Below are 13499 nucleotides of genomic sequence, written 5' to 3'. Positions count from 1 at the left end.
CAATATGGTCTGACAAATACACTTGGCGATGCAAATGTAATAGCATGCCATGGAAAACGACATTCGTGAAAACGCTATGGATGTAGATACCCACTCAATCATTCTGCAGCCTAATACCTCGTTGCGTTACGATTGGTACCTGGTGCAATGCAAGCCTAAGCAAGACGGGCGTGCTCAGGAGAATCTCGAGCGGCAAGGCTATGTATGCTCTCGCCCACTTCTCAGGCGCGAAAGGGTCAGTCGTGGTCGTCGACAGTGCATTACAGAGTCACTTTTTCCCGGGTATTTATTTGTACACCTCCCGGAAGGTGCCAATTGGGCCCCGCTACGGTCGACAAAGGGGGTCAGTCGTATGGTTGCTTTTGGCGGCTCCCCGCTGGGGGTAGCGTCTGGCCTTGTTCATGCGCTGCAGGAGCGGGGAAATTTGGGTGTTGTTCCTACGTATCATGCGGGTGATAAGGTAGTTATCCTCGATGGCGATTTCTCCGGCTTTGAGTCCATTTTCATGGCGATGGACGGTGAGGAGAGAGCCATTTTGTTGATCAACATGTTAAGCCGTCAGCGACAGATTGTTGTCCCTTTGAGCTGTCTAGGTGAGGTTGGCAGCGAGGCGTGACTGGCGTATAGCAGCAGGCGAGTCTTCAGGGGGATGACTAAAAACCTTGGGGCGGTAGCGTGGGATTATTTTATTTTCCTCGCTCTCTGGTGCACAAATAATCTGTGTCAGAATTCAGGTAAGGCTAAAATCTTCGGCTGCACCGCCCGGTGACATTTTTCGCGAGGCACGTTCCCTAGCCAACACGAGTGTAATCGACTATTCGATTTAAATTTATCAGTGCGAAGCTGAAATGGAATCGCGCTTTTCTTATGGAACTAACACATGTTGTTATTAGAAAACATAAAACTTGCTATTGTTGGTTTGGGGTATGTTGGCCTGCCGTTGGCTGTTGAATTCGGAAAGCACCGCTCTGTCGTTGGGTTTGACATCAATAAATCTCGCATTGAGTCGCTTCGAGGGGGGCATGATTCGACGCTGGAAGTGAGTGATGATGAACTGCTTTCTGCAAAATCTCTCAGTTTTAGCTCAGATTTAAATGAACTTGAAAAATGTAACGTCTTTGTCGTGACTGTTCCCACGCCAATTGATGAATACAATCAGCCGGATTTGACTCCTTTAATCAAGGCTTCGGAAAGCATCGGGAAGGTATTGAAGAAAGGCAATATCGTTATTTACGAGTCGACCGTCTACCCAGGTGCTACTGAAGAAGACTGTGTTCCCGTTTTGGAGAAGTTTTCGGGACTTAAATTTAATGTTGATTTTTTTGCAGGTTATAGTCCAGAACGAATTAACCCAGGTGACAAGGAGCACCGCGTTACTACTATTAAAAAGGTGACCGCGGGTTCTACTCCAGAAGTGGCTGATCTCGTGGACTCGCTGTATCGCGAAATTATTGTAGCTGGCACGCATAAAGCAAGTAGCATTCGTGTCGCGGAAGCCGCTAAAGTTATCGAAAATACGCAGCGCGATTTAAATATTGCGCTGATTAACGAGCTGGCTATTATTTTTAATAAAATGGGTATTGATACGGAGGCTGTGCTCGAGGCTGCCGGTACCAAGTGGAACTTCTTGCCTTTCCGTCCTGGATTGGTAGGGGGGCACTGTATTGGCGTCGATCCATATTATTTGACCCATAAAGCTCAGTCCATTGGTTATCACCCAGAAATTATCCTAGCAGGGCGCCGTTTGAATGACAGCATGGGGGCATATGTCGTTTCGCAGTTGGTAAAAGCGATGCTCAAGCAGCGTATTCATGTCGACGGTGCCAAGGTGCTAATTATGGGCTTGGCATTCAAGGAAAACTGTCCCGATCTGCGTAACACGAGAATTGTCGATATCGTACGGGAGTTGGCTGAATACAATATCGCTGTGGACGTGTATGACCCTTGGGTAAGTGGCGCTGAGGCAGAACACGAATATGGCATAATGCCTATCGATAGCCCGGTTGAAAACACGTATGACGCAGTGGTAGTTGCGGTGGCTCATAATGAGTTTCGATCTATGGGGGCTGCTGAAATCCGCGCGCTCGGTAAAGACAAACACGTACTTTATGACCTGAAATACCTTTTGGAACGTGGTCAGTCTGATATTCGTTTGTGATTGTATTTTAGATGCCTACACAATAGTAGTGGGCAATTTTAAACTCTCTTTCTCTACGAAGTGGACCCTATGACGCGTTACGAAATGCTCTTGAAGAACCTTCCAAATGAGCCAAAAGTTTGGCTTGTTACCGGAGTCGCTGGTTTTATCGGTTCGAACTTGCTTGAGACGCTTTTGAAGTTGGATCAGCACGTGGTCGGCCTTGATAGTTTTGTTACAGGACACCAGCGGAATCTTGATGAGGTAAAGCAGAGCGTCGATGATAAACAGTGGCTCAGGTTCAAATTTGTTAACGGTGATATCCGAAATTTGGATGTCTGCCGCGAGGTTTGTTCTGGCATCGATTATGTACTTCACCAAGCTGCTCTAGGTTCCGTGCCTCGCTCTCTAAATGATCCGATAACTACAAGCCAAACTAATATTGACGGCTTTCTGAATATGTTGGTGGCTGCACGGGATGCTAAGGTCAAAAGTTTTACCTACGCCGCTAGCAGTTCTACTTACGGTGATCACCCAGGGTTGCCGAAAGTTGAAGATGTGATCGGTAGCCCGTTGTCGCCTTATGCGGTGACAAAATACGTCAACGAATTATATGCTGACGTGTTCGCGCGCTGCTATGACTTTAATACCATTGGCCTGCGTTACTTTAATGTGTTCGGGAAGCGGCAGGATCCAGACGGTGCCTATGCGGCTGTTATCCCGAAATGGGCGGCCTCCATGATTAAAGGCGAAACTATCTTTATAAATGGCGATGGTGAAACAAGTCGCGATTTTTGCTTTATTGAGAATACTGTTCAAGCCAATTTGTTGGCGGCTACTGCGGTTGACCAAGCTGTTCGCAACCAGATTTATAATGTTGCTGTCAGTGGTCGCACGACACTTAACACGCTATTTTACGCTCTAAAAAAAGAGCTTGCGGCAAATGGTGTTGATTATCTGAAAGATCCGATATATAGAGATTTTCGCGCTGGTGACGTGAGGCACTCTCAAGCTGACATTGGAAAAATAAAAACCAGTCTTGGTTATTCACCGGCCTATTTGATAGAGCACGGTGTGGCAAAGGCGATGCCGTGGTATGTCACTTTTCTAAAGTGATGTCGAAGGATATATAGCCTGCTAACGGTTACGAGAGGGTGTGATGAGTCTTATTAAATGGATAGATTTCCAGACGTTAGGTGATGAGCGAGGCAGTCTGGTTTCAATCGAGCAAGGTAAGGTCGTTCCGTTTGAGATAAAACGTGTTTACTATATTTATCGGACGGCTGAAGGCGTAAGTCGCGGCTACCATGCCCATCGGAACTTGCAACAAGTCGCTATATGCCTTGTCGGCAAGTGCCGTATGGTATTGGATGATGGTGTGACGCGAGAAGATGTTTGGCTGGATTGCGCAACAAAAGGGATTTTGATTGAAGGTGGCATGTGGCGTGAAATGCATGACTTCAGTGAGCAGTGTGTACTGCTTGTCTTGGCAAGCGCACCTTATGATGAAGCAGATTATATTCGAAACTATGAAGAGTTTTTAGCTATTACACGCCAGTCTAGAATATCAACCTCTTCGTAGTGTTAAGTTGCCTTGTCATTGTTCAAACTTGTGAGTTTATGCACGATATTGATATGGTGATGTGCAAGTTGTTATAAGTTTATACAGTGTGTTGTATTATGTCAGCGGTTGTATGCTTGCCTTGTCTGCCGCCTTAGAAACTAATCAGGTTATATAAAGATGGTAAATTTTCTCGATTTGAAAGGCATTAACGCCGCGCTGCGTTCGGAGTTAATTGACGCATGTACTCGGGTTATTGATTCTGGTTGGTATATATCGGGCCGAGAAGTAGCGGCGTTCGAGGCTGAGTTTGCAGCGTATTGTGGTGTAAAGCATTGTATTGGTGTGGCAAATGGGTTGGACGCTCTGACATTGACCATACGAGCTTGGAAAGTGCTTGGGCGATTGAAGGAAGGTGATGAAGTCATCGTTCCGGCTAATACCTACATTGCGAGTATTCTATCGATTACGGAGAACGGTTTGGTTCCGGTGTTAGTAGAACCTGACGACACTACCTTCAACTTGTGTCCTACGAAATTAGAAGGCGCTCTCACCGATCGCACGAGGTTGATATTGCCCGTACATCTTTATGGGCAAATTTGCGATATGCCTGCTATTAGTGAAATCGCACAAAAGTATGGTCTGTTGTTACTTGAGGACTCCGCGCAAGCACACGGCGCAAGCGTGAAAGGTAAAAAGACAGGTAGCTGGGGAAGCGCTTCAGCATTCAGCTTTTATCCGGGTAAAAATCTTGGTGCCTTAGGAGATGCGGGTGCTGTAACCACAGATGATGATGAGGTCGCTGAAACTATTCGAGCCTTAGGGAATTATGGGTCGAAATCAAAATATAATAATATCTACAAAGGCGTGAACAGTCGCCTGGATGAGCTGCAAGCCGCAATGTTACGTGTGAAGCTGGGCCACTTGGAAAAAGATATGAGTGTGCGTCGTAGTATTGCAGCTGCCTACATGGCTGGTATAGAAAACCAAGCGTTGAAGTTGCCGCTTGAAAAGTCTATTGATGCCACCTCCTTCTTGGAGCATGTTTGGCATCTGTTTGTTGTTCGTTGTCAGAACCGAACTGCTTTTCAAGATCATTTACGTGCTAAGGGCGTGGAGACGCTAATTCATTATCCTATTCCTCCCCACAAACAGAAGGCTTATGCCGAATGGGATGAATTGAATTTTGATATCACCGAGCGTATGCACGCCGAGGTCATTAGTCTCCCGATTGGACCGACGATGAGTATGGACGACGTTTCCGTCGTTATCGACGCATGTAATAGTTTTAACGGCGCCACGGTAGAATGACGTTTCTTAAAACCAGTTTGTTGAATGGTATAGCAGTCGTTGTACGCATGGCCACACTATTATGTATAAACAAAATTCTTGCGGTATACGTCGGACCTGTAGGCTATGCTGCGCTTGGCCAGTTTCAAAATGCCGTGCAGATGATCACTACGTTTGCAAGTGGCGCAATTAACGCAGGAGTCACTAAATACACCGCTGAGTATCATGAAGATGAAGAGCGGCAGCGCACGGTGTGGCGCACGGCCGGCAGTATTTCAGTGATCGGAGCGCTGGTGACCGGCGTGCTCGTGATCGTTTTCAATGAAAATTTATCTTTGGCTTTTTTGAAAGATCGTGCGTTTGGCGGTGTATTTGTTTGGTTTTCAGCAACCTTAGTGTTGTTTGTTCTTAATACTTTATTGCTTGCAGTACTAAACGGTAAGAAAGAAATTCCTAGGTATGTTATATCAAATATTGCGGGGAGCCTTTTTGCTCTGGCCGTTACAGCGTATATGGCGATTATGTGGGGGCTGTATGGCGCGCTGGTAGCATTGGCGGTTTATCAGTCGTTGAGTTTTTTTGTTACAGTTTTCCTTTGCTATACAGCTCCTTGGTTCAAGATCCGATATTTTATCGGACGAATTGATTTCGGTGTAGCTCGAAATTTGGCTAAGTATACGGCGATGTCACTCACCTCTGTGGCGTGTGTACCCATTAGTCAGATTCTGGTTCGAAATCACTTGGGCGAGAGCTTCGGGTGGGAGGCCGCCGGTTATTGGGAGGCGTTGACGCGGCTAAGTGGCGCTTATCTCATGCTGATCACCACCACGCTCAGTGTTTATTATTTACCTAAGTTCTCCGAGTTAAAAAAATCGGAAGATATTAGGGCCGAGATTATGAGTGGGTATAAAATAATATTGCCTCTCACTGCGGCGGGTGCTCTGATAATCTATCTTTTTCGCGACATGATCGTGAAGCTGCTTTTTACTCCTGAATTCTTGCCGATGACTGATCTATTTGCCTGGCAGATGCTAGGCGATACATTGAAGATCGGAAGTTGGGTTATGGCCTACTTGATGCTTGGGAAAGCAATGTTCAAGCTTTTTATGATCACAGAAGTAATTTTTTCTTCTTCTTTCGTATTGTTGTCTTGGCTGTTTACTAGTGAACTAGGGTTGCAGGGTGTAACAGTAGCCTACGCAATCAATTACGCGGTGTACTGGGTTGTTATGGGTGTTTGCATGTCACGCAAATTGAAGGCAGTTCAATAAATATTTGAAAATGAGCTAAGCATGATTACGCTTGTGATACCTTCGTATAATCATATTAATTATGTGTTAGGTTGTATTAAGGCCGCTCTGGCAGTCGATTTGCCAGGGCGGAAAGTTGTGGTAATTGACGATGGCTCTACAGATGGGTCTGGCGAAGCCATTGAATCCTTTATTTCAAGCTTATCCGATAGTACTGTCGAGTTTATATCCAAGCCAAACGGGGGGCTTGTTTCATCACTGAACCTGGGATTGGCGATGGCAGATATGGAGTTTATTTACCTAGTTGCTTCTGATGACATCCCGGAGCCGGCCGGGATAAAAAAATGTGTCGATAAGTTAATCGCAAGTCCGAACGCAAAATTCTGTATCGGTGGCGGTTATGCTTTCTTTGATGAATTACCTGAAAATAGAGCACCCATATACGGGGTTGCTCAGGATGATTTCTTCAGTCTGAGCCCTGATGCAATGAGTCGCAGTGTTTTCTTAAATTACCCCTCTCCCATACTATTGCAATCTACCGTTTTTAAAACTGAAGCTTTGAGAGCAATTGGTGGCTGGGATCCGAAGTTAATGTTGGACGATTATCCTACTTTTATAAAGTTGTTAACGCATTTCCCTATTCGCGATCTGGATTTTCTTTTTGCACCTGAGGTGAATGTTGTTGGGTATCGGCAACACGAATCTAATAGTTATAAAAATGTAAAGAGGCAGTATTTTATGGTGCGTGAGTTGATGGAGGAACTTGCTCCGGATCATATTCAGCGCAAAGCGATTGGCCGTATCCTGGCTTCTTATGTCATTTCGGCTTTGAAGAACGGTGACTTCGCCACAGCACTCGTAATGCTCCGATCGTCGAAATTTATGCACATTGTTGCGGCCATACCGGCTGCGATAAGTTTGGTGGGAAAGAGAGTAGCAAGAAAGTCTAATTGATAGCTGGGCTCGGTAATGAGCTTGCCTACACCTTTGGTTTCACTAGTAGTTGTTGGGCGGTGGTTTAATTGAGATTATTTTTTAAGAATGCCTTAGTGTCACCTGTCTTCGTCTTATTGTTCATTACTCTGCTAATGTATTGCGCTAACTTGTTGGCTCTTGAGCAGCCTTGGGAGTGGGGGCATAGTGTTTATTTGTTGGGCGTTCTGTCTTTTGTAATCGTTTACATGCTTGTATATGTATCGTTGAAGTTAGGCGGTATCCCGCATCCCAAGTCCGAACTGATCTCACCCTATAGAATAGTTATCCAACTCTATTGGCTTTGTGCTTTTATTGGTTTATTGCTGTCTCTTTACAAGATTTATGCGTTCGGCTATAACGGAAATTATGGTAGCGTTTTGTTAGCGTTGAGAATCGCGAATACTTGGGAGCACCAGCCCTCTTATGGGGCTCAGCACTTTGCTTTGTTTGCACTGTGTTTGTCGCTTTACTACGCACAGCAAAAACGAGCTTTACCTTGCCTAGTAGCAGCGCTTATTTATTTGACGTCGGCTTTCAGTATGGCGGAGAGAACAAGTATGATGTTTATATTTGTCGCTGTGGGTTATACCGCCATTAACGAGGGGTGGATAAGGCTGAAGGGACTACTGCTGTCCTTAGCCGTATTAATAGGTTTGTTCATCATCGTTGCCGTCGGAACCGGGAAAACTGGCGGAGATAAGGGGTATGACTTTATTCTGTTGTACCTGGGGTATGCTGTGACAGCCTTTTCGCAATGGACAGAGGGTAAGGACTATTTAGGCTGCGCTGATCTGGTGTTTGGGAAATTTATTGATCTGATGTCGTTGGGATTATACTCTTGTCCGCCTCTTGATCTTGGTCTAACTGATAAAGACTTCAATGTTCTTACCTACGCAGCGTCTCCATACTTATTCGGTGGGCTACCGGCTGTCATAATATGTATGGCGATTGTCGGTGCTTTTTTTGCGATTCTTCGAGTTTTTGCAGTTAAGAGAAAAGGATATTACTTGGCAATTCTTAGCTGTTTTATGTATGCGTTGATCATGATGTTTTATGCATGGCAATTTTCATTGACTACCTATTTATATTTAATGGCAATACTTTTTCCCCTCTTTGCGGGGAGGTTCGTTCACCCGAGCGGGCAGAAAATATTCCCGTGATCAATGCATCCCGTGAGTGAGCTCCAGGCGCTATTGGCTACGTAACGGATAACCGTGAAATTATTTGAGCTGTTGAGATCGAAATGAAAATTTTATTACTTCCAAAATATTCTCGTATGGGAGCCAGTACGCGTCTTCGAACGCTTCAGTTTTTGCCTTTTTTGGAGGCTGAAGGGTTGCAAGTTGATATTCAGACGTTGTTTGATGATAAGTATCTTGAAAACCTTTATCGGGGAAACGGCAGATCGTTTCTTTTAACGTTTAAGCAATATATTTTGCGTTTCGCTCTGCTGTTCAAGGCGGCGCGCTATGACGTTGTGTGGATCGAAAAGGAGATATTTCCGTTCTGCCCTGCCTTCGCTGAAAGATTGTTAAAGTTGTTCGGTATTCCATATATCGTTGATTACGATGACGCGGTTTTTCACACGTATGATCTTTCTTCGAATGCTTTGGTCCGGTTTTTTTTAGGCTCCAAGATTGACACAGTGATGCGTCATGCAGAATGTGTAGTTGTAGGCAACGCCTATCTCGCTGAACGCGCGATAAAAGCGGGAGCGGCTAATGTTGAGGTGATACCGACTGTGGTCGATCATTCTCGCTACGCGAGCACACTTACACTCCCCAATAAGAAATTAGTAATAGGCTGGATTGGTTCCCCGTCAACTGAAAAATATGTCGTCCAAATTCGAGATGCTCTCAGGTTAGCATGTGAAACTTATGGTGCTCGCGTAGTTTTGATGGGGGCTAGTGAAGGCGTTACCAACGAACTTGAGGGTATTGACGTGGAGGTCCAAGCGTGGAGCGAATATGCGGAGACAGGGTTTGTTCAGGCACTCGATATCGGAATCATGCCACTGATTGATGGACTTTGGGAGAAGGGAAAGTGTGGGTATAAGCTAATTCAATATATGGCTTGCGGAGTGCCGGTTATTGCGTCACCCGTGGGTGTGAATGTTGATATTGTTGAAAACAACCAGTGTGGAATGTTAGCAACAGACATGTCGGATTGGCATCGCTGTCTTCATACATTCCTGGGCGATCGGGATTTACGTATTTTTTATGGCAGAAAAGGGCGGCATGCAGTAGAAAATATCTTTTCGGTGCAAGTTCAAGCTCCGCGAATCAGAGATATACTCGCCGTGGCGGCCAGTCGGGCAGGTTAGTGTAATAAGTTCTCGGGTACTGTTGCCGACGGTCTTGTTATATCAGTTTAATTATCAAGGCTTCTCGCGCGCTTACCTTCGTGGCCTTAATCGGGATTAATTAAAATGTGTGGATTAACCGGTCTTTTCGATCCGTCCAAGCGCGCTGAGCTTCACGATGTTATCTCCAAAATGAACGATGCCATAGCGTATCGCGGGCCTGATGATTCGGGTATTTGGATTGATGACATTGGACTTGCGTTGGGACACAGACGACTTGCGATTGTTGACCTCACCAGCGCGGGCCACCAGCCGATGCATTCCCACGACCAGCGCTATGTCTTGGCTTTCAATGGGGAGATCTATAATCATCTCGCGTTGCGCAATCAACTTGATGCAGAAGGTAGTAGTACTCCGTGGGCGAGCCATTCCGATACCGAAGTCTTGTTGGCATGTCTTGCTCGTTGGGGCATCGAGAACGCGCTGAAGTCGCTGGTCGGCATGTTCGCATTTGCGCTTTGGGATAGGCAAGAGCAGGTATTGACGCTGGCTCGTGATCGAGTGGGCGAGAAGCCTCTTTATTGGGGTTGGCAGGATAATACTTTGCTATTTGGATCTGAGTTGAGTGCGGTGAAGGCGTATCCGGAGTTTAAAGCCGAGGTCGACCGTAATTCGCTCTCTCTTATGTTACGCTATAATTGTATTCCCGCGCCTTACAGTATTTATAAGGGCATTTCTAAACTCCGTGCTGGGCACTACGTGTCTTTAAGGCTGAGTGATATTGCCGCTGCAAAGGGTTCCGTATCTCAAGCCTACTGGTCGGTCAACGATGCCGTTACTGCTGGGCTGGCTAATCCTTTTAAGGGTTCGCCGAAGGAAGCGACCGACGCACTGGAGAATCAACTCCGACTGAGTATCGGGCAGCAGATGTTGGCTGATGTTCCACTCGGTGCGTTCTTGAGCGGCGGTGTCGATAGCAGCACAGTTGTTGCGTTGATGCAGGCCCAAAGCAAACAGTCTGTTCGTACCTTTACCATTGGCTTTGACGAAAGTGGTTATGACGAGGCGGTCCATGCGAAGGCCGTGGCAAAGCAATTGGGAACACAGCATACGGAGCTCTACGTGCGCCCCAATGATGCCCTCGCGGTTATCCCTAAGCTTGCATCCATGTACTGCGAGCCGTTTAGTGATAGTTCGCAGATTCCCACATTCTTGGTCAGTCATATGGCCAGGAGAGAGGTTACCGTTGTACTTAGCGGTGATGGCGGTGATGAGCTGTTCGGTGGCTATAACCGGTATCTAACAGCGCGGCAGGTCTGGCAGAAAATGCATCGCTTGCCCGGTTTTGCGCGCAGCGCGACTGCTAAAATGCTGCGTGCTTTATCGCCGAGTGCATGGGATCAATTGTTTCAGTTGAGTAAGCCTATGCTGCCCAAACGCTTGCACCTAGCGACCCCCGGAGATAAAGCGCATAAACTGGCCTCGGTACTCGGTATTGCTAGTGGTGAAGACTTTTATCATCAACTGAACAGCCATTGGGAGGACCCTGCTAGTGTTGTAATCGGAGCGCATGAGCCGGAAACGCTATTCACCGACAAGGTCACATGGCCTGTAACCGATAGCTTTGAGCATTGGATGATGGCGATGGACATGCAGACCTATATGACCGACGATATTCTGGTCAAAGTAGACCGCGCATCAATGGCCGTCAGTCTGGAGTCGCGCGTACCAATGCTTGATCATCGAGTTATTGAGCTAGCTTGGCGCATGCCCCTGGACCTAAAAATTCGGGATAATCAGGGCAAATGGTTACTGCGGGAGGTTTTATATCGCTATGTGCCTAAAGAGCTTATTGAGCGCCCTAAGCAGGGCTTCGGTATCCCACTGGACAGTTGGCTCAGAGGGCCTTTGAGAGAATGGGCGGAGAATCTTCTCGATGAAGGACGCTTGCGTCGAGAGGGGTACTTTCATCCTGAGCCCATCCGGAAAAAGTGGGCGGAACACTTGAGCGGACGTAGAAATTGGCAGCATCACTTGTGGGATATTCTTATGTTTCAAGCTTGGCTGGCAGAGCAATAAAATATGAATTTTCTATTAATCGCCAGCTATCCTGATTCTTTGATCAACTTTCGCGGGCCGTTATTGGACGCGTTGCTTGCGAGAGGCCTGACCGTGCATGTCGCGGCGCCGGATCTTTCTTCGGATAGCTCTGTGAGGATGCGTCTGGAAGAGAAAGGCGTGGTCGTGCACGAAATTCCGCTGCGCAGAGTCGGCATGAACCCTTTTGCCGACTTTTTCACCCTCATTTCGCTTTGTAAGTTGATAGCGCGTGTGAAACCAGATGTCGTCTTGGCTTATACGGTGAAGCCGGTTATCTATGGTTTGCTCGCGGCTCGATTGATGAAAGTTCGCCGGCGTTTTGCGCTGATAACCGGTCTAGGTTATGCATTTCAAGGATCGAGTAATGGGGAAGGGGAGCGCCGTGGTTTGCTTCGTGCCTTAGTGCAACGTTTGTATGCTTTATCCCTGCGATCTGCGACCCGAGTTTTCTTTCAGAACCCGGATGACCAAGCGTTATTCCAACAACTCAGACTGATCGGATCTGAAACGCCTTCTACTGTAGTGAACGGTTCGGGTGTTGATTTGGGCGACTTTAATGTCGTCCCCCTACCTGGAAAAATCAGCTTTCTCTTGATTGCCCGACTCCTCGGCGACAAAGGCGTGCGTGAGTTTGTCGGTGCCGCGAGGGCCATAAAGGCTGAGTATGAACATGTCGTGTTCAAGGTCGTTGGGTGGATCGATGAAAATCCTGATGCGATTCTGCAAGAAGAACTGGATGCCTGGGTCGGTGATGGTACATTGGAGTTCCTAGGTCGCTTGCAGGATGTCAGGCCGGCAATTGCAGACTCGTCTGTTTATGTATTGCCATCTTATAGAGAGGGAACGCCTCGCACCGTTCTTGAGGCCATGGCAATGGGCAGACCTGTTATCACCACGGACGCTCCTGGTTGTCGCGAAACAGTGGCTGATGGGGGAAATGGTTTTTTGGTACCGGTTAAGGATGTCGAAAGGCTCACCGCTGCGATGTTAAAATTTATTAACTCGTCAGAGCTTATTTCGAGTATGGGCAAAAAATCCCGGACGTTGGCGGAGCTTAAGTATGACGTTAAAAAAGTTAACGCTGCAATGTTGCAGGGAATGGGCATTTAACAGTATTTGAAATGCTAATTCGTTTGTCGACTTACACTGAAGGCCTCAGCGAAAGGTGCTGCAATAGCGTTGAAGCCTGACTATAATTTGTTGAGATAAAAATGCTTAAACGTTCATTTGATATTTTTGCTTCCGTGTGTGGCCTCATTTTATTAGGCCCCGTCATGATCATAGTCGCATGGCTGGTCAAACGAAAGCTCGGTTCTCCAGTATTGTTTAGTCAAATAAGACCCGGTTTAAATGCCAAACCTTTCAAAATGATGAAGTTCCGGACGATGCTTGACGCGGTCGACCAGCATGGCAATCCGTTGCCTGACGCGCAGCGTATGACACCCTTTGGAAGCTTCTTGCGCTCCAGTAGTTTGGACGAGTTGCCAGGTTTGCTGAATGTTCTGAAAGGAGACATGAGCTTAGTTGGACCCAGGCCTCTTCTTATGGAGTATTTGCCGCTGTACAGCGCCGAACAGTACCGCCGTCATTGCGTAAGGCCCGGGGTAACCGGCTGGGCTCAAGTCAACGGTAGAAACTCGGTAAGCTGGGAAGAGAAATTCAAGCTGGATGTTTGGTATGTGGATAATAATTCGCTATGGCTTGACCTGAAAATTATTATACTGACGATCAAAAAGGTTATCGTCAGGGATGGAATCAACGCTGATGGCGAAGCTACCATGAGTAAGTTTACGGGATCCAAATAAATAAGTGGGGGAGCTTGGGTGGAAGGGGTGTTCTGACCAAGCGTTTGAGTTTCTTAACTTTGCTTTGATAAAAATTTAA

12 protein-coding genes are annotated in these 13499 nt (G+C 46.7%); all 12 read left to right on the top strand.

Annotated features, from left to right (window positions below):
- The first annotated feature begins 76 nt into the window (after positions 1–76).
- Positions 77–616 carry a transcription/translation regulatory transformer protein RfaH gene (gene rfaH / locus TX23_RS27445; protein ID WP_082629670.1) on the top strand — a complete coding sequence of 180 codons (540 nt, stop codon included), beginning with the start codon at positions 77–79 and terminating at the stop codon, positions 614–616.
- 264 nt (positions 617–880) lie between these two features.
- Positions 881–2158 carry a Vi polysaccharide biosynthesis UDP-N-acetylglucosamine C-6 dehydrogenase TviB gene (gene tviB / locus TX23_RS20815; RefSeq protein ID WP_057703824.1) on the top strand — a complete coding sequence of 426 codons (1278 nt, stop codon included), beginning with the start codon at positions 881–883 and terminating at the stop codon, positions 2156–2158.
- A 69-nt stretch (positions 2159–2227) separates the two neighbouring features.
- Positions 2228–3253 (top strand): NAD-dependent epimerase/dehydratase family protein, encoded by a 1026-nt coding sequence (locus tag TX23_RS20810; RefSeq protein ID WP_057703823.1) that lies wholly within the window; start codon positions 2228–2230, stop codon positions 3251–3253.
- A gap of 43 nt (positions 3254–3296) precedes the next feature.
- Entirely contained in the window at positions 3297–3719 is a 423-nt protein-coding gene (locus TX23_RS27440) for a sugar 3,4-ketoisomerase (protein ID WP_082629667.1), read from the top strand.
- Between the two features lie 159 nt (positions 3720–3878).
- The gene (locus tag TX23_RS20800; RefSeq protein ID WP_057703821.1) at positions 3879–5009 is read left to right on the top strand and encodes a DegT/DnrJ/EryC1/StrS family aminotransferase; all 1131 of its coding nucleotides are present in this window, start codon (positions 3879–3881) and stop codon (positions 5007–5009) included.
- Positions 5006–6259, top strand: coding sequence for an O-antigen translocase (locus TX23_RS20795; protein ID WP_057703820.1), 1254 nt, complete (start codon positions 5006–5008; stop codon positions 6257–6259). The genes TX23_RS20800 and TX23_RS20795 overlap by 4 nt, the downstream gene beginning before the upstream one ends.
- A gap of 21 nt (positions 6260–6280) precedes the next feature.
- Entirely contained in the window at positions 6281–7192 is a 912-nt protein-coding gene (locus tag TX23_RS20790) for a glycosyltransferase family 2 protein (RefSeq protein WP_057703819.1), read from the top strand.
- Between the two features lie 95 nt (positions 7193–7287).
- Entirely contained in the window at positions 7288–8373 is a 1086-nt protein-coding gene (locus tag TX23_RS20785; RefSeq protein WP_057703818.1) for an O-antigen polymerase, read from the top strand.
- A gap of 83 nt (positions 8374–8456) precedes the next feature.
- Entirely contained in the window at positions 8457–9536 is a 1080-nt protein-coding gene (locus TX23_RS20780) for a glycosyltransferase family 4 protein (protein WP_057703817.1), read from the top strand.
- Between the two features lie 105 nt (positions 9537–9641).
- On the top strand, positions 9642–11594 hold the full coding sequence (gene asnB, locus TX23_RS20775) for an asparagine synthase (glutamine-hydrolyzing) (RefSeq protein WP_057703816.1): 1953 nt from the start codon (positions 9642–9644) through the stop codon (positions 11592–11594).
- 3 nt (positions 11595–11597) lie between these two features.
- Positions 11598–12725: a glycosyltransferase family 4 protein gene (locus tag TX23_RS20770; protein ID WP_057703815.1), complete on the top strand. Its 1128-nt coding sequence runs from the start codon at positions 11598–11600 to the stop codon at positions 12723–12725.
- A gap of 101 nt (positions 12726–12826) precedes the next feature.
- Positions 12827–13420: a sugar transferase gene (locus tag TX23_RS20765; protein WP_057703814.1), complete on the top strand. Its 594-nt coding sequence runs from the start codon at positions 12827–12829 to the stop codon at positions 13418–13420.
- Positions 13421–13499 lie beyond the last annotated feature (79 nt).

It is taken from the genome of Pseudomonas paralactis, assembly GCF_001439735.1.
In the GTDB taxonomy this organism is placed as follows: domain Bacteria; phylum Pseudomonadota; class Gammaproteobacteria; order Pseudomonadales; family Pseudomonadaceae; genus Aquipseudomonas; species Aquipseudomonas paralactis.
This window is presented reverse-complemented; position numbering and strand designations above follow the sequence as displayed.